Origin of the sequence: uncultured Roseovarius sp., from assembly GCF_947489715.1 — a bacterium.
Taxonomy (GTDB): Bacteria; Pseudomonadota; Alphaproteobacteria; order Rhodobacterales; family Rhodobacteraceae; genus Roseovarius.
The window spans coordinates 289,063-309,755 of the sequence record NZ_CANLER010000005.1 but is presented as its reverse complement, the minus strand read 5'-3'; the positions used below and the strand labels follow the sequence as shown (position 1 = coordinate 309,755).

Annotated in this window: 17 protein-coding genes; 4 read left to right on the top strand and 13 right to left on the bottom strand. The window is 59.6% G+C overall.

From position 1 onward, the window contains the following. Positions 1–97: 97 nt before the first annotated feature. The 8 genes from Q1B27_RS15105 to Q1B27_RS15070 all read right to left on the bottom strand — a co-directional run bounded on the left by Q1B27_RS15105 (position 98) and on the right by Q1B27_RS15070 (position 9,187). Positions 98–739, bottom strand: coding sequence for a glutathione S-transferase family protein (locus tag Q1B27_RS15105; RefSeq protein WP_299848641.1), 642 nt, complete (start codon positions 737–739; stop codon positions 98–100). 11 nt (positions 740–750) lie between these two features. Beyond that, positions 751–2,499 carry a Rieske 2Fe-2S domain-containing protein gene (locus tag Q1B27_RS15100; protein WP_299848639.1) on the bottom strand — a complete coding sequence of 583 codons (1,749 nt, stop codon included), beginning with the start codon at positions 2,497–2,499 and terminating at the stop codon, positions 751–753. 15 nt (positions 2,500–2,514) lie between these two features. Then, positions 2,515–3,423: an aromatic ring-hydroxylating dioxygenase subunit alpha gene (locus tag Q1B27_RS15095; protein WP_299848638.1), complete on the bottom strand. Its 909-nt coding sequence runs from the start codon at positions 3,421–3,423 to the stop codon at positions 2,515–2,517. Positions 3,424–3,435: 12 nt separating this feature from the next. Then, a complete protein-coding gene (locus Q1B27_RS15090) occupies positions 3,436–4,365 on the bottom strand; it encodes an ABC transporter permease (RefSeq protein WP_299848637.1) in 930 nt (309 codons plus the stop codon). Next, positions 4,358–5,461 (bottom strand): ABC transporter permease, encoded by a 1,104-nt coding sequence (locus Q1B27_RS15085; protein ID WP_299848636.1) that lies wholly within the window; start codon positions 5,459–5,461, stop codon positions 4,358–4,360. Before Q1B27_RS15085 ends, Q1B27_RS15090 begins: the two co-directional genes overlap by 8 nt. Continuing rightward, positions 5,458–6,984 (bottom strand): ABC transporter ATP-binding protein, encoded by a 1,527-nt coding sequence (locus Q1B27_RS15080; protein WP_299848635.1) that lies wholly within the window; start codon positions 6,982–6,984, stop codon positions 5,458–5,460. The genes Q1B27_RS15085 and Q1B27_RS15080 overlap by 4 nt, the downstream gene beginning before the upstream one ends. A gap of 77 nt (positions 6,985–7,061) precedes the next feature. After that, complete coding sequence (locus Q1B27_RS15075; RefSeq protein ID WP_299848634.1) at positions 7,062–8,084, bottom strand: BMP family protein; 1,023 nt, start codon at positions 8,082–8,084, stop codon at positions 7,062–7,064. Between the two features lie 44 nt (positions 8,085–8,128). Next, positions 8,129–9,187, bottom strand: coding sequence for an aromatic ring-hydroxylating dioxygenase subunit alpha (locus tag Q1B27_RS15070; protein WP_299848633.1), 1,059 nt, complete (start codon positions 9,185–9,187; stop codon positions 8,129–8,131). Positions 9,188–9,404: 217 nt separating this feature from the next. Here Q1B27_RS15070 and Q1B27_RS15065 point away from each other — a divergent pair, with 217 nt between their 5' ends. Continuing rightward, positions 9,405–10,241: a helix-turn-helix transcriptional regulator gene (locus Q1B27_RS15065; RefSeq protein WP_299848631.1), complete on the top strand. Its 837-nt coding sequence runs from the start codon at positions 9,405–9,407 to the stop codon at positions 10,239–10,241. A gap of 232 nt (positions 10,242–10,473) precedes the next feature. Here the strand turns inward: Q1B27_RS15065 and Q1B27_RS15060 are convergent, their stop codons facing one another. Beyond that, the gene (locus tag Q1B27_RS15060; protein ID WP_299848647.1) at positions 10,474–12,165 is read right to left on the bottom strand and encodes a peptide ABC transporter substrate-binding protein; all 1,692 of its coding nucleotides are present in this window, start codon (positions 12,163–12,165) and stop codon (positions 10,474–10,476) included. A gap of 294 nt (positions 12,166–12,459) precedes the next feature. Here Q1B27_RS15060 and Q1B27_RS15055 point away from each other — a divergent pair, with 294 nt between their 5' ends. The 3 genes from Q1B27_RS15055 to Q1B27_RS15045 all read left to right on the top strand — a co-directional run bounded on the left by Q1B27_RS15055 (position 12,460) and on the right by Q1B27_RS15045 (position 16,850). Next, on the top strand, positions 12,460–14,274 hold the full coding sequence (locus Q1B27_RS15055) for an ABC transporter ATP-binding protein (RefSeq protein ID WP_299848630.1): 1,815 nt from the start codon (positions 12,460–12,462) through the stop codon (positions 14,272–14,274). Beyond that, positions 14,271–15,617: an FAD-binding oxidoreductase gene (locus Q1B27_RS15050; RefSeq protein WP_299848629.1), complete on the top strand. Its 1,347-nt coding sequence runs from the start codon at positions 14,271–14,273 to the stop codon at positions 15,615–15,617. Before Q1B27_RS15055 ends, Q1B27_RS15050 begins: the two co-directional genes overlap by 4 nt. A gap of 72 nt (positions 15,618–15,689) precedes the next feature. Continuing rightward, a complete protein-coding gene (locus tag Q1B27_RS15045) occupies positions 15,690–16,850 on the top strand; it encodes a M20 aminoacylase family protein (RefSeq protein WP_299848627.1) in 1,161 nt (386 codons plus the stop codon). Here the strand turns inward: Q1B27_RS15045 and Q1B27_RS15040 are convergent. From Q1B27_RS15040 to moaA, 4 genes are read right to left on the bottom strand one after another with little or no spacing between them, the layout of a single operon-like run. Further along, on the bottom strand, positions 16,847–17,299 hold the full coding sequence (locus tag Q1B27_RS15040; protein WP_299848626.1) for a GNAT family N-acetyltransferase: 453 nt from the start codon (positions 17,297–17,299) through the stop codon (positions 16,847–16,849). The two genes, Q1B27_RS15045 and Q1B27_RS15040, sit on opposite strands and share 4 nt — an antisense overlap. Positions 17,300–17,301: 2 nt before the next feature. Continuing rightward, the gene (locus Q1B27_RS15035) at positions 17,302–18,345 is read right to left on the bottom strand and encodes a glycosyltransferase family 4 protein (protein WP_299848625.1); all 1,044 of its coding nucleotides are present in this window, start codon (positions 18,343–18,345) and stop codon (positions 17,302–17,304) included. Next, on the bottom strand, positions 18,345–19,649 hold the full coding sequence (locus tag Q1B27_RS15030; protein WP_299848624.1) for a 3-deoxy-D-manno-octulosonic acid transferase: 1,305 nt from the start codon (positions 19,647–19,649) through the stop codon (positions 18,345–18,347). Before Q1B27_RS15030 ends, Q1B27_RS15035 begins: the two co-directional genes overlap by 1 nt. Further along, positions 19,649–20,656 carry a GTP 3',8-cyclase MoaA gene (moaA, locus tag Q1B27_RS15025; RefSeq protein WP_299848623.1) on the bottom strand — a complete coding sequence of 336 codons (1,008 nt, stop codon included), beginning with the start codon at positions 20,654–20,656 and terminating at the stop codon, positions 19,649–19,651. The genes Q1B27_RS15030 and moaA overlap by 1 nt, the downstream gene beginning before the upstream one ends. Between the last annotated feature and the right edge of the window lie 37 nt (positions 20,657–20,693).

The window sequence follows — 20,693 nt, the reverse complement described above, 5'->3', positions numbered from 1 at the left end:
TTGCTCACAGATATCCTGTGATCTTAACGGGAGCTCGACCTTAGATCAGGGTCAGCCCAATTACGCATGCTTTGGGCGTATCGCGCACAGTTTGTTATCACGTTGCGGATTGGCTTGTCGGGAACACGCCAGACATCAGGACAAATTTGGGTAGTCGTTTTATCCTGTCGCACCATCGGCGAATGGCTGGATAGTCCTGCCGAGGAACGCCGCCCTCTTCGGACAAAATGACATAGGGAAAACAGGCTATGTCGGCGATGGTGGGGTGATCACCGGAACATATCCAATCCTGGCCCTCCTGTTCGGCGAACCATAGATGCTCATCCAGCACACGAAACAATCGGTGTGCGCCGGCGCGGGCCGCCTCGACGTCAAGCTCATAAAACAGGGTGTCGTGCAGGCGCGCAGCCGATGCGGTGGCGGTGATCCCGTCAGCAAAGGCCAGCCATTGCGCCACCTGTCCCAGTCGTTCCGGATCGGACACCGGATACCATTGCCCCGAAGGGTCATATTTATGCGCGAGATAGGTCAGGATCGCCTGCGCGTCCCGCAATACCAGGTTTCCATCTTCCAGGATCGGCAATTGCCCCAATGGGTTCAACTGCATCAGTTCAGGGGATTTATGTTCGCGCCCCGGATAGAAATCGACCGTTCGGGTCTCGTACTCTCGACCCAGAAAATTCAGCATCAGCCGGATTTTATAGCAATTCCCCGACAGTTCGTAATCATAGAGTTTCATATGCCCACCCCTCAGATGTCCAACACAAGACGCTTGGATTTGCATCGGGACACGCAGGTGATGATGCTTTTTCCCGCAGCCCGTTCGCCGGGTGACAGGTAGACATCCTGGTGATCGGGGTCTCCATCTATGACCGTTGCCAAACAGGTGCCACAGGCGCCCTGTTCGCAGGAACTTGGCATTTCGACCCCGTTTTCATGCAGCACCTCCAGGATGGTTCTGCCCGCGGGCACCTGCAAGGTCAGGGCCGAACGCGCCAGGGCCACCTCAAAAGCGGAGCTGTCGTCAATCTCGTTGGTGTTCTTGAAATACTCGAAATGAACAGCGTCATCGGGCCAGCCATTTCGGTCCGCAATCCCGCGAGCGGTCTCCAACATCGGACCCGGGCCACAGATATACAGGTGTTCCTCTTCGCCTCGGGTTTTCAGTATCTCCGCCAAGGTCCTGCCGGTCGCCTTGGGGTCAAGGCCAAGGTGAGTGGTGACTGCGCCTGCTAACCGGCCCAGAATCTCCTCAAACCCCAGATGCGCCTCGGACTGGGCAAAGCAATGCAACTCAAATGGCAAGGACTGTGCCTCCAGCGTTTGCGCCATTGCCAGCATCGGCGTGATCCCGATGCCGCCCGCGACCAGAATGGTATTCAGCGCATCACGGCGCAGTGGAAAGTTGTTGCGCGGGGCGGAAATGGCCAGCACATCGCCTTGCTGGACAATCTCATGCAAACAGGCAGAGCCACCGCGCGACTTTGGCTCTCGTTTGACACCGATGGCGTAGTGATCGGTTTCGCCCGGCGCATTGGTCAGGGAATATTGCCGCGACAAGCCATTGGGCAGATGCACGTCGATATGGGCGCCGGGCTGAAACGTGGGAAGCTGCCCGGTAACCGCCTCAAGCCGGAAACCCGCGATATCGGTAGCAAGATCCCTTTTTCGGGCGACGGTCACACGCAATTCCGCTTTGGGGCCAGAGCGCGCACGGGCAGGCATTTGGGCCAGTTCTTCATCCACCGGGCTGAACGACACCGCAATAGGTTCGGGTGCGTCAAGCATCGCGGCCTCGGCCTCAACGCGGTCACGCAGGGCCGACATGGCCTGATTGTGGTGGCGCAGGATCGGCATTGTTGCATCCGGGCTGGCGGTCAGCACGCCGCGCAGGATCGACCGACCTGCATCCACCGGTTGGATGAACAAAAGCAGCGTTGCGGTCGTGTCGCTAAGCGACGCGTTGAGTTCAAAGAAATCTTCGGCTTCGGCCATGATCCTGATTTCTGCGTCGCCTGCTCCGGTTTGTGAAAACCGGTAGTTGCGGGCATGAGTCGCCACGAGTGCGAGCGGCGCATTGACAGGGATGGGCCGCAAGGTAAGGGCGTCCGCACCGGCAAGCAGCGTATGTTCGCGAAAGTCTTCTGTTGGGTCCAGAGCTGACCAGATCAGCCCGTGGGCCTCAACCGCCGGGTATGTGTTGTTGCAGATCGTACGGGCCGGGGCATCCGCCGGATGTGCCGGGATATAGGTACAGCCAGCCGTACGATTGGCATAACGCCAGCCGTGATAAAGACAGCGCAACTCGCGCCCTTCATTCAGGCCGATGCTCAAACGCACCCCCCTGTGCAGACAACGGTTTTCCCAAACGTTGACGTGTCCATCGTCGGCCCGCCACACGGCCATTTCGCGCCCCCAAAGCTGACCATGAAAGACATGGCGCAGCGGAAGGTCCGAACTGGAGGCGATGGGATACCACCGACCGGGATCAACAGTCATTGCAGGTCTCCTCGATCATGCTGCTGCGGGGATGACGCCGTAGGTCAGCCCTTTCCGGGAAAGCCATCGGCGATAGGCGATAGCTGATTTGTCAGCACGAATGGGGGTTTCAGCGCGGGTGTCCAGCGGCAGTTGCTTGGGGAACTGGTTTTCGAGGATCGGTTTATCCTGACCAAAGATCACCTGCTGAAAATAGCGGATGCCCTGATAGCTGTTCTCAAGGTCAATCACACACATGCCTGTATGGGCGCGGGTCCATTCGCGGGTCATCGGTTGCAGGAACATATAGATCACATCCATGCGCCCTTCGGCCTCGTATCCCGGGCTGGATTTGTAAAGCAGCGCGCAGTTGATGTGCGGTACGCGGTAGACATATTCCACATCCGCACCACCCTCGGACGCCAGAGCGGCCTTGGGCTGATAGAACCGGCAGCGGGTGGCGAGGATCTCATCACGGCTCTCGCTGACCTCAACATCGTATTCCTTGACCTCGGTGTGGGGTTCTTCGCCCAGGATGCCGGTATGAACGAAAGGGAAATGACCCATATCGAGGAAATTTTCGATGGCGCGACCGGCCGAGACATTCACGCCAAAAACGCCCGTAGGCACGTTCTGGCGGTCGGCTTCCAGCAATTCTGGCACCGGAAATAAATCCTCGGTTGGTTCGCCGACACAGGTCCAGAGATAGCCATGCTCGGATCGCGCGGGCAAGGCGTTACCTGCTTTCGCCGGATCGTGAGGTGCGTGAACGGGCTGTGCGGGTGTTCGGTGCCAGACATGTAGCGCGCCCGCATCGTCCATCGCGTAGGATACAGGCTGTTCCAGCAGTACCGTATCGTGAACCAGCCCCTGCGTGATCTCGTCAATTGAGGTCAGCGGGTGCCATTCATTCAGGATCACCGGGTCGTTGCAGGATTGGGTCATGATCATCTCCGTTCAGCGGAAATAGGGAATGCCGAGTTTCACCGGCTGGTTGGTTTTGCGCCTGAGCCCCATCAGAAGCAGGATTGAGGCAAGGTAGGGCAAGGCTAGGAAAATCTGGTGTGGGACATTCAGGCTGAGCACCTGAACATGGGTGGCAACGCTTTCGAGCAGGGCAAAGACCAGCACGGCCGCCAACACGCCACGCGGCATCCAGTTGCCCGCGATGATTGCCACCACCGCCAGCCAGCCACGCCCGGCGGTGATGTCGGCCAGAAACCTGTCGGAAAAGCCTAGCATCAGAAAGCCGCCGCCAAGGCCGGTCATCACTGAACCGATCATCACCGCCAGGTATTGGCGGCGCACGATATTGATGCCTTTGATATCAAGCGCCTTGGGGTTTTCGCCCAGGCATCGCAGTTCCAGCCCCCAGCGAGTGCGGTACAACAGGAACCAAATCACCGGGACCATCGCGAACGCTAGATAGGTCAGCAAGCGTTGGGTAAAGAGGATCTCGCCCAGCCAGGGGATCGCCGACAGGCCTGGGATGGCTACGCTGTCAAACCCGTCAAATGTCGGTTGCGGGCGGCCTTTGATGTAGATGCGGAACCAGTAGAGTGTCAGCCCGCCTGCCAACAGGTTGATGCCGAGGCCAGAGATGAAGTGATCGACCCGCATGGTGGCGGTCATGAAGGCGGTCAGCAGGCCCATCAGCGCGCCGGACGCCATCGCAGCCCAGACAGCCAGCCAGACCGAGCCGGTCGATGAGGCCACGATATAGGCCGCAAAGGCGCCCATCAACATCGTGCCCTCAACCCCCATGTTCCAGATGCCGGCCCTCTGGGTCACCAATTCGCCGATTGCGGCAAAAAGGATCGGGGTCATGATGCGTACGGTGCCTGCCAGGATGCTGATCAGGATGGCTTCGGAGAACAGTTCAGACATCGCCATCCCCCACCCGCACTAGACGGTAATGGGCGGCCACCCCGGCGCACAGGAAGGTGAGCATCAATATACCCTCCATCGCGGGAACCAGCGCCGAGGGCACTTTGGCCAGCAATTTCATATATAAAGCGCCCGAAGCCAGCCCACCAAAGATGATGCCCGCCACCACCGTACCCAAGGGGCGCAACCCGCCGATCATGCCGATGATGATGCCGGTATAGCCCAAACCATATAGCGTATCGGATCGTAACCGGTGTGACGTACCAAAGATTTCGGAAACGCCTGCCAGCCCGGCAATCGCACCGCTGATCGCCATGACCAGAATGATCGTGCGTCCGATATTGGTGCCACGATAGGCCAGCGCTACCGGGTTGTAGCCCAGAGCACGGATTTCATACCCCAATGGTGTCTTTTCAAGCAGGATGTAGCAGACCACGGCCGACGCCATGGCAAACAGGAACCCTAAATGAAGTTTCTTGCTGCCCAACAGCTGCGGCAATTGCGAGGTGTCGGGCACCGGGCCGGTTTGTTGATAAACCACCGTGGAAGACACCTCGGTCCATGGCCCGCCGCCAATCAGATAGCTGAGGAGAAAGACGATGAGGTAATTCATCATCACGGTCGAGATGATTTCATTCACATCAAACCGGTCTTTCAGCACAGCCGCGATAGTTCCCAGCAGCGCGCCGCCAATCATGCCCGACAGGATGATCAGCGAAAGATAGAGCGCCACCGGCAAGCCTGCGAACACCAGGCACCCCAGATAGGCCCCCATGGCCCCGGCATAAACCTGCCCCTCCTGCCCGATGCTCCAGACCTGCGCCCGGAAGGCCACCACGGTGGCCAGCCCCGTCAGGATCAGCGGCGTGGCCTTGCTGAGCGTACCGATCCAGGCCTTCTGGCTACCAAAGGCCCCTTTCAGCAAGGCCGAGAAAGCCTTGGCCACATCGGCACCCGAGGTCCAGAGGAGCAGTGCCGAGAGAGCGAGCCCGATCAGTGTGGCGGTGAAATACATCGCAAAGGTCCAGCCCGCATTTCGGTTGAGCCGACGTTCAATCGTCAGGCGGGTGCGGGGCTGGGTTGTGGTGCTGCTCATGCGGCGACGCCGTCGCTGCTGCCAGCCATCAAGAGGCCGATCTCTTCGATGGTGGTGGTATCCGGGTCAACGATGCCGGTGATCCGCCCCGAGGAGATTACGGCGATCCTGTCGCTGAGGTTCAGGAGATCCTCCAGTTCTTCGGACGCAAGGAGCACCGCATAGCCTTCGTTGCGTTTGGCGATGATCTGTTTGTAGACATATTCGATCACCCCCAGATCAAGGCCGCGGGTAGGTTGATTTGCGAGAAGCAGTTTGTTGGAGTGCACGAATTCGCGTGCCAGAATGACTTTCTGCGCATTGCCACCCGAGAGGTGATTGACGGGGGTGGCACCCGAAGGCGTGACAATCTGGAATTCATCAATCAACCCGTCTGCAACAGTTCCGATCTGCTTGTGGTTCAGGAAAATACCGTTGGTGTAATCATCATGTCGTTGCCAGCCGAGGATCATGTTTTCGCGGATATTAAATTCGGGGATCAGCCCTTCGCGAAAGCGGTCGTCCGGCACCAGCCCGACACCGCGATCCATATAGTGGCGTGAGGGCAGACCTTTGATTTCTTCACCAGCCAGCGTGATACGCCCCACTTGTGGGATCAGCACGCCGGACAGAACTTCGAACAACTCCTTCTGGCCATTCCCTGACACACCAGCAAGGCCCAGAATTTCGCCTTCTCCAATGGTCAGATCGATATCATCCAGCGCCGTTTTGCCCTGTCCGTTGCGATAGCAAAGCCCGTCGACGATCAGGACCGGCGCTGCGTCGGTGGTGCGAGTTTCAGTTGAATCGCGGGCCACGCGCAATTCTACATCGCGACCCACCATCATGCGGGTCAGCTCTTGCGGTGTCACGTCAGCGGGTCGCACAGTGCCCACAACCTTGCCTTTGCGCAGCACTGTCACGCGGTCGGCCCGCATCACTTCAACAATTTTATGGCTGATCAGAATGATCGACAGACCCAGCTCACACATATGGTCAATGATCCGGAACAGGCGCTCAGATTCCGCCGGGGTCAGAACCGCCGTTGGTTCATCAAGGATCAGCACCCGTGCCTCAAGATAAAGCGCTTTGAGGATTTCGACCCATTGTTGCTGCCCGACGGCCAGATCGCGGATATAGGCATCGAGATCCAAGTCTATCCCGTATTCCGCGCATAGACCCTCAATGCGCGCGCGAGCCTCGCTCAATCCCAGTCGCCAGCCCTGTTCATGGGTGCCAACGATGATGTTTTCCAAAACGGTAAAGTCCGCCACCAGCACAAAATGCTGATGCACCATCCCGATCCCCATATGGATCGCATCCCGAGGCGACCGGAACCGGACCGGTTTGCCATCAAATTCGATATGCCCGTCCTCGGGGTGATAGAAACCGAACAGGCAGGATGAGAGTGTCGATTTCCCCGCGCCGTTTTCCCCGAAAAGACAGTGAACCTCGCCCTGTTCCAACTCGAAATTCACATCCTCATTGGCAATCACCCCGGGAAAGCGCTTGGTCAGGTTGACGGATTTGAGGATGGCAGACATCAATTTTGCCCTCAACTTGGCATGAGGCGTCCGGGCCCAGCATTCGCAAGGGCCCAGACGTTGTGATTATGACATGATCAGTCGGATGCGGGCGCGGACACGTCCAGTTCGACGTTCACGGCGCCAGATTTGATGCCGTCGATTGTCTCGGCCACAGCGGCTTGCACATCTGCCGGAACCTTGTCTGCCATGGCGTAATAGGGCGCGATACCGGCACCTCCATCTGCGATGCCGAACCATTTGATCTCGGTATTGCCGTCAAATGCTTCGCCGCCAGACTTGTTGGCCCACCATTCGTCGATGATCCAGTTCAGGTCCGGATCCCAGAAAGCCAGTGCGCTGGACACAACAGTCGTCGGTGAAAACTCGTGCTGATCGCCGAAATTGGCAAAGCACAGGATACCCGCCTCTTCACAAGGCTGGAAATTGGCGGCGAGCGAAAAGATGATGTCAGCCCCTGTCGCAATCTGCGCCGATGTCATCTCGGCGGCCTTTGCCGGATCATACCAGCTTTCGATAAAGGCGACCTTTTGCTTGATGTCCGGGTTGACCGAGCGCGCACCATTGAAGAAGGCGTTGATCTCGTCATTCACATCATCCGCAGGGAAGGATCCTACAACACCCAACGTGTTGCTTGTCGTCAGCTTGCCTGCCGCCACGCCCAGGGCATATGCCGCTTCGTGCACCCGCTTGTAGACCCAGTACTGGTTGCCGCCGAGGCCTTCATTGCCAGAGCCAACCACCACGAACATGATCTCGGGATACTCATCCTTCAGCTTCTTGACCTGATCGGAATAGGTCGAATGGGCCCATATGATGTCATATTCACCGGACTCAGCAAAGAGCGCCATTGCATCACCTGCGTCATCGCCCCAAAGCGGGTCAGTGTATTCCCACGACAGGTTCAGCCCGTGAGGTTTTTCAGCCTTCACCCGTTCGAGCGAGTCAATGAGTGTGCCGTCCCATGGGCTTTCGATGCCTGCCGACAGGATGATGGCGATATTCAGGTCAGTCGGATCGTCAGCCTGTGCTGTACCCACAAATGACGCAAGGGCGATCGCCGTCGCCCCCAACGCCTTCAGAAATGTTCTTTTGATCATTGTTGTCTCCCTATTGGTTCTTTTCTGTCGGATCTTTGTGCCCGTTAACTTGAAAATGGCGCACCCAGGCCGAGCTTGGCAAGCGCCCTGCGATATTCGACAGACATGCGGTCTGCCGGAATGTGAATTTCCTCTTTCATGTCCAATGGTAGATCTTCGGGCCTCTGGCCCTCGACCATGGATTTGTCTTCGTTATTGATCATCAGTGATTCCTTGATCAGGAAATCGGCATCGGGTTTGCCTGTTGTGTCTGTCACCACCTGAAAAATTCGCGTTTCGTGGGCCGAGATCGGACACACAGTGTCAGCGAAATACTGGGCGTACGGTCCCTCGGTTGGTTTGATGATGATGATCGTCGAAAATGGCAGTGTCAGTTGATATGTGTAGACAACGTTCCGCTCATCGCCCTCAACGTCATCCGGAAATCGATTTCCAACCTCAAGATAGGGTATGTCAAACGTCAGCCCGTAATCCGTTGTTTCAACCTCGTAAACCGGGATTGGATCTTCTTCGTAACCGCCGAATGTCTCTTTATGCACAAAGGGAAAATGCGCCACATCATTGAAGTTTTCCACATGGCGACTGGCCGCCGCGTGCCAGGTATCACCTGGAATGTGCAGATTTTCTAGCGTGTCATCCCCGATCCCCGGCCAAACTGGCAAAGGGTGCGACGGGGTGTCGACAAGGCAGGCCCAGACGATGCCATAACGTTCTTCGGTCAATAGCGACTGTAGGCGCATCCGCGGCGGAATGCGGGCATTGGGATCACCCACAGACGGGATTTTCGTGCATTGCCCGGCGTGGTCATAGCAAAGCCCGTGCATCGGACAAACTAGGTTGTCACCTTCAATCCAGCCCGCGCTCAGCCGTGTGCCCCGGTGCGGGCATATATCACGCGCCACAGAGATACCCTGAGAGGTTCGGTAAATCACCAGCTCCACATCCAGCAAGCGCGCCGCAATTGGCTTGGCGTCTATGTCATGGGCAAAGGCGACAGGGTGCCAAAAGCCTGCCAGTGTTTTCCAGTCGCTTTCGGTGAACGTGCAGTTTCGTGGCAAGACCGAGGGCGTTTTCGAGTGATCGGTGGCCTGAAACAAGGTCATGGCTCCTTCGTGGCAGAGCGGAAGTGGCTGGGCGATTCATCGACAGTCGTTGATCTAAATCAATTTATAAATGCCCGTTTCAAAGGTTTTGTTGCTTTAAATTAAGATTAACGGCATAAATTTTTGGTCGATCCGTTTCTGCGGGCACTCGATTGCATCTATGTTTCGTCGGTGCATTACACTTGAAGGTGAAACACCAGACTTCGGTGGGGGAAGGATGGATCAGCTTCTCAATCATGTTCGTGGTTTTTCGTTTGGGGGCATGACCTATGACCGCGGCGGCTTGTTCGGCCCGATCCTGCGCCCCTATCTGTCGTTGATCATGGTTGAAACAGGCACCTGCACGCTGCGGGCCGATGGAAATCTCGTTAAGGTGTCCAGTGGACAGACGGGGATTGCCGCTGCAGAAACCAGGTTCGAGTTCGATTATCAGAAGGGTGTGCAGACAACCGTCATCTGGTGTGAAGGCTTCCTTCCCGAAGGGGCGTTATCAGAACGGGATAAAACGCAAGCCAAAATGGCGCCTGTCGCGACGACATCCAGCATTCAAAACCTATGCCAAATTGGCCTGGACACCGGACACGCCTCCCGGCCGGACCTTAACTCGTTGCGTGATGCACTGGGGCAGGCGGTTTGCAGGGCGTATATTTATGAAGCTCGCAAGGATGTCGAGAACCAGAACATCCCTCGCAATATACTCAGAGCACGTCGCTATATAGAAGAAAACCTCGGGAACGATACAATCAATATCAGCGTGATCGCTGCACAAGCTTCGGTGACACCTCAGCATCTGATCGCCTCGTTCAAAAGACACATCGGAATGACACCTTCGCGCTATCTTTGGCGGATGCGGGCAAATAGGGCGCGGCAGTTGTTGATACATACTCAATTTAGCCAATCCGAGATTGCCCATCGCTGCGGATACCGTAGCCTGCCGCATTATTCACGTAGTATTAGAAGCCTGTTTGGAATGACCCCCGCTCAACTGAGGCGCGACATGGGTTTTACACAACCAAGCAACGCCGACGAATCCGTCCGCGACCTGATCTTTTAAAACTGCCTTTCCCAGATCTTGGCAGCAATCATACCTACGGTTCACACAAACCGCACTTTACCGATCCAATCCGAAATACGGCAAGCACAAAGCTTTACGGAATTGCTGCGCAACGTCCGCTTGGGTAGCATTGCCGCCAAATGTGCAAGACTCAGCATTTGGTACGAAGACCTCGAAGCGGTCGATCCGGAGCTTGGAGTTTTGCAGTGCGTCGGACTGCGCGTGGATTGTCCTAGTTCACCCGGTACCAGTCGGCGGCGTTCCACAGCTCGCTGTCCCAGATGTTCAGGACCACGCCACCCAAGGCGTTTGAATGCGCCGAGACGCGGCCCCGGTCCACCAGGGGCAGGATCACGTATTCCTGCATCAGCATATCGTTCATGGCCTTGGCGATGCGGGCGCGGTCCTCGATATCGGCGGTTTTCGAGAACTCGGCGATCAGCGCATCGTATTCTTCGGAACAGAACCGGCCCATATTGTTGCCCTGCCACTGGTTTTCCGGGCTTGGCGCCTGATCGCAGGCCCAGTTGGCCATGTAGCTTTCGGGATCGGTGCCATCGAAATTATTGGCGTACATTTCGACATCGGCGAAGAATTTCTGGAACGTATCGGGGCTGCCGGGGTCACCGCCAAAGAAGACGGATGCATCGATGTTGCGCAGCTCGGTCTCGATGCCGATCTCGCTCCACCATTGTTTAATCAGGGCCTGAAAATCCTGGCGCACGGCGTTGGTCGAGGTCTGGAAGAGCAGGCTGAGCCGGACACCATCCTTGGCGCGGATACCGTCGCCACCCTTGACCCAGCCGGCGCTGTCCAGAAGCGCATTGGCGCCCGCGATATCCTGGACCTTGCAGGCGTCATTGGCGGTCGAGGCATAGATTTCGGGCGCAGGCAGGACGTTGCAGGTGGCGCGGCCCGCATCGCCATAGCCGATTTCGGTGAGCAATTCGCGGTCGATCGCCATCGACAGTGCCTGCCGTACGGCCTTGTCTGTCAGAATGGGGTGCGGATGGGCGCGGGTGCCGCGCTCGTCCCCAAGGGCCGGGTCGGGATTGGTGAAATTGATCATGATCCGCTCGACCAGCGTGCCGAAAGTCGACACGACCTGACCCTTGCCCGCCGCCGCCATGTTGGCCAGCACGTCGGGGGCCAGTTGCAGGTTCCAGGCATAGTCGAACTCGCCGGTTTCCAGCACGGCGCGGCCCGCGGCCATGGCATCGCCGCCGCCCTTCAGGATCACGCTGGCAAAGGCCGGTTTGGCCGGATCGCGGTAATTCGGGTTCGCCTCAAGCTGGATCACGTCGTTGGGGCGGAAATCGCTGACAACGAAAGGCCCTGTGCCGACCGGGTTGAAATTGGCCTCGGTGCATTCAGGCGCCTTGGGGCCCAGGCAATCGGCGAATTGCGCCTTTTGGATCACTGGCGCTTGCCCGCCGACAAAGGGGCCATAGGGGAAAGGTTTGGGCACCCCGAAACTGATCACCACGGTGCGGTCATCAGGGGTGTCGACGGCGGTCACGTCATTGTATTTTTCGCGCTGTGCACAGCCGCCGCCATCCGCCGCGCAATATTCCCAGGTAAATTTCACATCTTCCGAGGTGACCGGGCTGCCATCGGACCAAAGAAGGCCTTCTTTCAGAACCCAGGTGATGGTTTTCAGATCGTCGCTGACACCGCCATTGCCCACGGTGGGGATCGCTTCGGCCAGCCAGGGTTGCAGGTTACCGCCCTGGTCGTAGCGCGCCAGTGGTTCGATCACCAGGCTGGCTGCCTCCAGATCCTTGGTGCCACCCGAGAGGTAGGGGTTCATGATCGAGGGCGCCTGCCAATAAAGGATATTGGCCTGACCATCGCTGCCGCGTTCCGCCTGTGCCATTGTGGCCAGGGCAAACACCGCTGCGGCGGTGCTGAGATGGGCGTTCATTTGCATGTCATTCTCCCCTTCATGGCAGACGCGGCCTGTCCTAGCCGATCTGCACCTTGGACGTCGCCGGGGCCATCGTACCATGAAACGGGAAATCAGAAAAATCCGAGAGCGAAGAGATGGCGCGACGGGCCTGTGTTTACGTGCATTCAGGCGCATCACAGACCGGTTCAGACAAAAAATCAAGGTTTCCGTTGCGGCCCTCTCGTTAAGGTGGTGCGGGGCGTTTGACGGCTGGGGTGACGGTCTGTAGCGTTGGGTCAGTTTCTGGATCGAAAAAGGCGCATTCCGATCATGCTGGCGCAGCCCATTGCCCGGATAGAAAACCTGCGGGTCGAGTTCGAGACGCGCGACGGCCCGGTGGTGGGGGTCGAGGATATCTCGTTCGACGTCAACCCGGGTGAAACGGTCTGTGTCGTCGGTGAAAGCGGGTCTGGCAAGTCTGTGTCGTCGCTGTCGCTGATGCGGCTGGTGGAATTCGGCGGGGGCCAGATCGCCGGGGGCCGGTTGCTGTTTGACCGCAAGGAGGGTGGCACGGTCGATCTGGCGGATGCCGACCAGAGCCTGATGCGCACCATTCGCGGCAACGAGATCGGGATGATCTTTCAGGAGCCGATGACCGCGCTGAACCCGGTTTTTACGGTCGGTCGGCAGTTGACGGAAGGCTTGCGGCTGCATCGCAGTCTTGGCCATGAGGCGGCGCGGGAGCGCGCGCTGGAACTGCTGCGCGAGGTGCGCATCCCCGAGCCGGAGCGGCGGTTGAAGCAATATCCGCATGAGCTGTCGGGCGGGATGCGCCAGCGGGTGGTGATCGCCATGGCGCTGGCCTGTCGCCCCCGGCTTCTGATCGCGGATGAGCCGACAACGGCGCTGGACGTGACCATTCAGGCGGAAATCCTGGCGTTGATCGACCGGCTGAAACGCGAAACCGGCACGGCGGTGGTGTTCATCACCCATGACATGGCCGTGGTGGCGCAGATGGCCGACCGGGTGGTGGTGATGTATCGCGGCCTCAAGGTCGAGGAAGGGCCGGTCGAAGAGATTTTCGAGAACCCAGGCCATGACTATACCCGCGCGTTATTGGCAGCGGTGCCACGCCTGGGCGAGATGCGGGGCAAATCCACCCCCGAACCGATGCGGTTGGTGGGCGAAGAGCACGAGGCCGTGCCGATCCCCGGCAGTGACGAGGTGCTGCTGGAGGTCGAGGGGCTGGTTACCCGCTTTCCGGTCACCGGTGGTTTCCTGCGCCGCACGGTCGCCAATGTACACGCGGTCGAGGATGTTTCCTTTACGCTGAACAAGGGGCGCACCCTGTCGTTGGTGGGCGAATCCGGCTGTGGTAAATCCAGCGCCGGGCGGTCGATTCTGCGGCTGATCGAGCCGATGGCCGGGCGTATCGTACTGGACGGGGTTGATATCATGGCATTGCAGGGTCCGGCGCTGAGGCGGGCGCGGGCGGATATGCAGATGGTGTTTCAGGACCCGTTCGCCAGTCTGAACCCGCAGATGTGCCTGGCTGATCAAGTGGCTGAGCCGATGCGGAATTTCAATGTCCTCGCGGCAAAACGCCGGGCGCGCGTGGCGCAGCTTTTTGACCGGGTGGGATTGCCGCTAAGCTTCCTCAGGCGTTATCCGCATGAGCTTTCAGGCGGGCAGCGACAGCGGGTGGCGATTGCCCGGGCGCTGGCCCTGAACCCCAAGCTGATCGTCGCGGACGAGGCGGTGAGCGCGCTGGATGTCAGCGTGCAGGCGCAGGTTCTGAACCTGATGATGGAGTTGCAGGCCGAGTTGGGCCTCTCGTACCTGTTCATCAGCCACGACATGGCTGTGGTGGAACGGGTCAGCCATGATGTGGCGGTGATGTATCTGGGCCGGATCGTTGAAAAGGGCCCACGCGCGGCGGTTTTCGAAAACCCGCAGCACCCCTATACGCAGGCGCTGATGAAGGCGGTGCCCATCGCCGATCCAAAGCAGCGGAAACTGGAAAAAGACCTGCAATTCAAACCCATACCGTCACCGATTCATTCGGTTGACTACGCGCCGGGCCAGTCCGAATATGCCGAAATCGACCCCGACCATTTTGTACTTACAAGTGAGAGCGGATATTGAGCGGCTTTCCGATTTCCGAAGAAAACCCTATTGAACATGACGCGCCGCCGCCCGGGCGCGCCGATGTCGCCATTGTTGGTGGCGGCATCATCGGGGTCATGACCGCCTATTTTCTGGCCCGCAAAGGCCGGAAGGTTGTCTTGCTGGAAAAGGGCCGGATTGCGGGGGAACAAAGTTCGCGCAACTGGGGGTGGGTGCGGCAGACTGGGCGGGACGCCGCGGAATTGCCGATCATGGTCGAGGCCAACCGGCTGTGGCCGGAATTGCAGCGCGAGATCAACGAGGACCTGGGGCTGGTGCAATCCGGCCTGACCTATCTGGGGGTCACACCCAAGGACATGGCCGGGTTCGAGGAGTTTGTGCCGCTGGCACGCGCGAATGGTGTGGACAGCCGAATTCTGAGCGGCGCGGAGGTGGCGCAGATGCTGCCCGGTGCCTCGCGTACCTATCTGGGCGCGCTGCACACGCCGTCGGATTTTCGCGCCGAACCCTGGGTGGCGGTGCCCCGGCTGGCGCACGCGGCAGTGCGCGCGGGCGCGGTGCTGGTGGAAAACTGCGCGGTGCGCGGGCTGGACATTGCCGCGGGGCAGATCGCGGGGGTCGTCACGGAAAAGGGCCGGGTTGCCGCCGATCAGGTGCTGGTTGCGGGCGGCGCGTGGACCTCTTTGCTGTTGCGGCGGCATGGGGTCAAGATCCCGCAGCTTTCGGTCAAGTCCAGCGTTCTGGCGACGGTGCCGGTGGAGAATATCCATGACGGCGGTGCGGCGGATCATACGCTGGCCTTCCGGCGGCGGCGCGATGGCGGTTATACGCTGGCGCCCGAAGGGTTTCACGAATTCTATATCGGGCCGGATGCGCTGCGCGGGTCGCTAAAATTCCTGCGCCCGCTGATGAATGACCCGTTCAGTCGTCATTATCTGCCTGCCGCACCGAAAGGGTTTCCCGATGCATGGGGCATACCGCGCAATTGGTCGCTGGACGGTGCATCGCCGTTCGAGGCGATGCGGGTGCTTGACCCAAAACCCCATGCGGGGCGGATCAAACGGCTTTTGTCGGATTTTCAGGCGCTGTTCCCGCAGCTTGGCCCGGTCGGATTGCAGGCCAGCTGGGCCGGAATGATCGACGTGATGCCCGATGTCGTGCCGATTGTGGACCGCGCCCCCGATCTGCCGGGGCTGTGGATCGGTACCGGAATGAGCGGGCATGGCTTTGGCATCGGGCCGGGTTTTGGCCGTATCCTGGCCGATCTGATGAGCGGTGGGCAGGCCGGGCATGACATGGCGCGGTTCCGGTTTTCGCGCTTCACCGATGGATCGAAACTGGTGATGGGGCCGGGAATGTGAATGGCCGGGGCTTGCCGGGTCAGCCGCTTTGCGTCAGGCTGCGGACGATAGGTTAAGCGCGAGGATACCCCCATGCCGGTCAAAAACCGTTTTGCCGAATTGCATGATCAGATCACCGAGTGGCGGCGTGACATGCACCAGCATCCTGAGCTGATGTTCGACACCCATCGCACCAGCGCGCTGGTCGAGGACAAGCTGAAGGCCTTTGGCTGTGACGAGGTGGTCACCGGGATCGGGCGCACCGGGGTTGTGGGCGTCATTAAGGGCAAGGCCACCGGCTCGGGCCGGGTGATCGGGCTGCGCGCGGATATGGATGCGCTGCCGATTCACGAGGAAACCGGGGTGGAGTATGCCAGCAAGACCGATGGCGCAATGCATGCCTGTGGCCATGACGGGCATACCGCGATGCTGCTGGGGGCGGCGCAATACCTGGCCGAGACTCGCAATTTTGATGGCACCTGCGTGGTGATCTTTCAGCCCGCCGAAGAGGGTGGTGGTGGCGGCCGCGAGATGTGTGAAGACGGGCTGATGGAGCGGTTCGGCGTGCAGGAGGTTTACGGGCTGCATAACTGGCCCGGCGTGCCCGAGGGCACGTTCGCCATTCGCCCCGGCGCTTTTTTTGCCGCGACGGACGTGTTCGATATCGAGATCGAAGGCCGTGGTGGGCATGCGGCCAAACCGCATGAAACCGTTGACCCGATCGTGATGGCCAGCCAGTTGGTCACCGCTTTGCAGACGATCACCAGCCGCAGCGCCGATCCGACCGAGCAACTGGTGGTCTCGGTCACCTCGATCCAGAGCTCATCGGATGCGTTCAACGTGATCCCGCAATCGGTGCATCTGCTGGGCACGGTGCGCACCATGAGCGCCGAGATGCGCGATCTGGCAGAGGTGCGGATGCAGGCGCTGTGCGACAGTATCGGCGCGGGGTTTGGCGGCAGTGCGGTGCTGGACTACAAGCGCAGCTACCCGGTGATGGTCAACCACCCGGATCAGACCGATTTTGCCGCTGAGGTCGCCCGTTCGGTCAGTGGCGATTGTGCCGAGGCCCCGTTGATCATGGGCGGTGAGGATTTCGCCTATATGCTGGAGGAACGCCCCGGGGCGTATATCCTGATGGGCAATGGTGACACGGCCAAGGTGCACAGTCCCGATTACAATTTCAACGATGATGCCATCCCCGCCGGGTGTAGCTGGTGGGCCGGGATCGTGGAACAGCGGATGCCGGCCTAGCGCAGAGCTTTGCGGTAATAGATGCGCCTGAAACCATCCTCGGTGCGGCGAAAGTTCTCGGCATAGCCAAGGCGCGGGTAAAGCGCCTGATTTCCGGTCATCTTTTCGTTGGTGTAAAGTTCGACCGCCATCAGCCCGAGGCGTTTTGCCTCAGATTCGCAAAATCCGATCAGCGCCTTGCCCAGCCCCTGGCCAGCGGCGCGGGTGAAGACTGCGACGTTTTCCAGAAACATGTGATCGCCGCGCGGAAAAAAGACGATGAAGCCGTCTATTTCGGCGTTATCGGCGCAGATGACATGGGCGTGTCCGGTCGCGATGGCCGAGGCGAAATCGGCAATCATCGGCTGCGGTTTCCTGCCAATGGCGGCGACATATTGGGCGTAGGCATCTTCGGCGCAGGCGCGGATGGCGGGCTCGTCAGCGGGGGTGGCGGGGCGGATCGCTGGCATGGCTATCCCTCTTGCCAGATTTTCTGGTAAACCGCGTCGATGCCGTCAGCCTCGGATTTAATGCTGAAATGGGTTTCGGCCGCTTCGCGGGCGGCGCGGGACATCTTTGCATGTCGATCCGGCGCGCCAAGCAGTTCCTTGAGGACCTGTGTGGTCGCCTGCGCGTCATCCTCGGGCACGATCAGACCGGCACTGCCCTGACCGGAAAAGCTACGGTAATAGCCCTGATCGGTGGCCACGAAGGGCACGCCGCTGGCCATGCCCTCCAGCGGGGCCATGCCGTAGCCTTCGTAGCGCGGCAGTTGCACCACCGCAGAAAGACCGCGCAGCAGGTCGGGCAGGGCATCGGGCGCGACCTCTCCGGGGAAAAGAATGCGATCCGCCAGGCCCGCGGCGGCGATCTTGGATTTGAGGCCATCGAGGAAAGCCTGATGCGACCGGCCCGCGCGCCCGATCAAAAGGGCGGTGGTGCCGGGATGGTCGGGCAGCAGGCGCAGCATGGTTTCGACGAAGCGATCGCTGCCCTTTTCGGGACGAATGCGGCCGATGGTGGCGATCCCGCGTGCGCCTGAATGGCCGGTGGCGGTCCAGGCGGCGCTACGATCTTTGGCGGGGAAAAAACGTTCGGTATCAACGCCATGCGGGACGGTGCCGCGCACGTGGGGGACGAAACCCGCGGCGGCGTCGGTGGTGGCAATGACCGCATCCATGCGTGAAATCAGCCAGCGCGGAAAGGCCGAGTGCCGACGGATCGCAGCCGAGGTAAAGACGATCTTGACCGGCAGGCGCAGGATGTCGCGGGCCCAGAGGGCGGCGCGCATTTCGGTATTGCGGCGGACATGCCAGAGCGTGAAGGCGTGGCCCGGAGGCGGGGTGCGTGAGAGGTGGGTGGCCTCGCGCTTGCTGATCGGGTTCGGGCAGCCGGGTAGGGCGACACCTGCCAGCGCCATGTCATAACGCCCAACCTGCTGACGTACCACGCCCGCAGCCGTGGCTGAAACGCCGGTGAAGTTGCGGTTGAAATTGGTCACGATCAACTCGGGCATCACGCGGCCCCTGTTGTCTCGGGTCGATCCGGTTGCAGGCCAAGCGCATCGCTCAGAGTGCCAGTGATATCGTCGAGCATATTTTCCTGTGCGGCGGCGTAGGCACGGGATTTATCCCGCATGGTTTGCAGGGCTTTTGGGTCGCGCAAGAGGTTGTTGATGACATTGGCTAACTCGTTCGCATCGGCAACCTGACGGGCACCGCCTCCGGCGTCGAAATCGGCGTAGGTCTTGGCGAAATTCGCATAGAGCGGACCATGCAGTACCGCCGATCCGGCATAGGCGGGTTCGTAGGGGTTATGGCCGCCAACGGGGGTGAAGGAGCCGCACAGGCAGGTGATCGGGCTTAGCGCATACCAAAGACCGGTCTCGCCCAGCGTGTCGGCCAGATAGACCTGGGTCTTGGGCGTGATTTTCCCGTCGCCGGAGCGTCGTGAACCGGTCAGCTTTTGTGCATCGATCAACGTCTTGATCGCGCCTGCACGATCGGGGTGACGCGGCACGAGGATCAACAGCAAATCGGGGTGATCGCGCAACAGGATTTTCTGCGCTTCCAACATCACCTCATCCTCGCCAGGATGGGTCGAGCTGGCCACCCAGATCGGGCGGTCACCGATGGTTGTTCGCAGGCGTTCCCGCTCTTTTGTATCAAACGGCAGGGGGCCGGCGACCGATTTGAGGTTTTGCCCGGTATAGGCATGGGTCAGGCCAAGATCGTGCAGGTGATCGGTGGTGCGGGCATCCTGCGTGTGGATGATGTTGAAATGCCCCATCAGGTGGCGAGAGGTCTGCGGGAAACGCTTCCAGTTGCGCGCAGACCGGTCCGAGATGCGGGCATTCAGAAGCGCCAGCGGGATACCCGCGGCTTTGGTCATTTGCAGCATTTGCGGCCAAAGCTCGCTTTCCACGAAAATCGCCGCGGATGGCCGCCAATGATCCAGAAATCGGCGCAGGGCTTTGCGCGCATCAAGCGGTGCAAACTGGTGGGTGCAGCGCGGCGGCAGCCGTTTGCCGACGATTTCCGCCGACGTGGCGGTGCCCGAGGTCAGCAGGAACTGCCAGCCGGGATTGGCCTCGCCCATATGTTCAATGAGGCGCAGCACCGACAGGCTTTCGCCGACCGACGCCGCATGGAACCAGATCAGCGGACCATCAGGGCGTTCGGCGGTGGCATGTCCTAAACGCTCGGGAAAGCGGGCGGGATCAGTGCCATGTGCTTTGAGTTTTGCTGCAACGCGCCGATAGGCAAGCGGAGCGATCAGATTGGCCGCGATCGAATAAAAACGAACCGGGAGAGGAGACATCAGCCGCCGGTGTGGCTCATGTGGCGGGACATCTTGCCGTCCACAACCTGCCGGGAATAGTCGAAATCGTGGCCCTTGGGCTTGAGCGCGATGGCCGCGCGAATGGTTTCTTCCAGAGGGGCATCGTCGGCGGGGTTGTTGCGCAGAGCGCCGCGCAGATCGGCCATATCCTCCTGACCGAGGCACATGAAAAGCTCTCCGGTGCAGGTCAGGCGAACACGGTTGCAGCTTTCGCAGAAATTATGGGTGAGCGGGGTGATGAAGCCGACCTTCTGACCGGTTTCTTCCAGTTCGACATAGCGGGCGGGGCCACCGGTACGTTCGGCCAGGTCGCGCAGCGTATATTCTTGCGCCAGGCGAGACCGCAGATCGGACAGTTTCCAGTATTGATCCAGCCGATCCTCATTGCCGATATCGCCCATCGGCATCACCTCGATAAAGGTGATGTCCATGTCGCGGGATTTACACCATTCGATCAACGGGAAAAGCTCATCTTCGTTGAAGCCTTTGAGCGCGACGGTATTGATCTTGACCCTGAGCCCCGCCTTTTGTGCGGCGTCAATGCCGCGCATGACCTGCGGCAGGCGTCCCCAGCGGGTTATATCGGCGAATTTTGTCTCGTCCATGGTGTCGAGAGAGATATTCACCCGGCGAACACCCGCCGCATAAAGGTCATCGGCAAACCGTTCCAGTTGGCTGCCATTGGTGGTCAGCGTCAATTCTTTCAGCGCGCCGCTTTCGAGATGTCGGGTCATCGACTGGAAATAGGTCATAATGCCTTTGCGCACCAAAGGCTCTCCGCCCGTGATCCGCAGCTTTTCAACGCCCAAACGGATGAAGGTCGTACACATGCGGTCCAGTTCTTCCAGCGTCAGAAGCTCTTTCTTGGGCAGGAAGGTCATGTTTTCGGACATGCAGTAGACACAGCGAAAGTCGCAGCGGTCGGTGACCGAGACGCGCAGGTAGGAAATCGCCCGCTGGAAAGGATCAATCAAAGGGGTTGTCATGGCGTAGAACCTAGTTCCGCGGGCGTCCGGGGGCAAG

Excerpts from the sequence above, each read along its gene's own strand:
- Q1B27_RS15105 (WP_299848641.1), bottom strand. The coding sequence starts at position 739 with ATGAAACTCTATGATTACGAACTGTCGGGGAATTGCTATAAAATCCGG.
- Q1B27_RS15100 (WP_299848639.1), bottom strand. The coding sequence starts at position 2,499 with ATGACTGTTGATCCCGGTCGGTGGTATCCCATCGCCTCCAGTTCGGAC.
- Q1B27_RS15095 (WP_299848638.1), bottom strand. The coding sequence starts at position 3,423 with ATGACCCAATCCTGCAACGACCCGGTGATCCTGAATGAATGGCACCCG.
- Q1B27_RS15090 (WP_299848637.1), bottom strand. The coding sequence starts at position 4,365 with ATGTCTGAACTGTTCTCCGAAGCCATCCTGATCAGCATCCTGGCAGGC.
- Q1B27_RS15085 (WP_299848636.1), bottom strand. The coding sequence starts at position 5,461 with ATGAGCAGCACCACAACCCAGCCCCGCACCCGCCTGACGATTGAACGT.
- Q1B27_RS15080 (WP_299848635.1), bottom strand. The coding sequence starts at position 6,984 with ATGTCTGCCATCCTCAAATCCGTCAACCTGACCAAGCGCTTTCCCGGG.
- Q1B27_RS15075 (WP_299848634.1), bottom strand. The coding sequence starts at position 8,084 with ATGATCAAAAGAACATTTCTGAAGGCGTTGGGGGCGACGGCGATCGCC.
- Q1B27_RS15070 (WP_299848633.1), bottom strand. The coding sequence starts at position 9,187 with ATGACCTTGTTTCAGGCCACCGATCACTCGAAAACGCCCTCGGTCTTG.
- Q1B27_RS15065 (WP_299848631.1), top strand. The coding sequence starts at position 9,405 with ATGGATCAGCTTCTCAATCATGTTCGTGGTTTTTCGTTTGGGGGCATG.
- Q1B27_RS15060 (WP_299848647.1), bottom strand. The coding sequence starts at position 12,165 with ATGAACGCCCATCTCAGCACCGCCGCAGCGGTGTTTGCCCTGGCCACA.
- Q1B27_RS15055 (WP_299848630.1), top strand. The coding sequence starts at position 12,460 with ATGCTGGCGCAGCCCATTGCCCGGATAGAAAACCTGCGGGTCGAGTTC.
- Q1B27_RS15045 (WP_299848627.1), top strand. The coding sequence starts at position 15,690 with ATGCCGGTCAAAAACCGTTTTGCCGAATTGCATGATCAGATCACCGAG.
- Q1B27_RS15040 (WP_299848626.1), bottom strand. The coding sequence starts at position 17,299 with ATGCCAGCGATCCGCCCCGCCACCCCCGCTGACGAGCCCGCCATCCGC.
- Q1B27_RS15035 (WP_299848625.1), bottom strand. The coding sequence starts at position 18,345 with ATGCCCGAGTTGATCGTGACCAATTTCAACCGCAACTTCACCGGCGTT.
- Q1B27_RS15030 (WP_299848624.1), bottom strand. The coding sequence starts at position 19,649 with ATGTCTCCTCTCCCGGTTCGTTTTTATTCGATCGCGGCCAATCTGATC.
- moaA (WP_299848623.1), bottom strand. The coding sequence starts at position 20,656 with ATGACAACCCCTTTGATTGATCCTTTCCAGCGGGCGATTTCCTACCTG.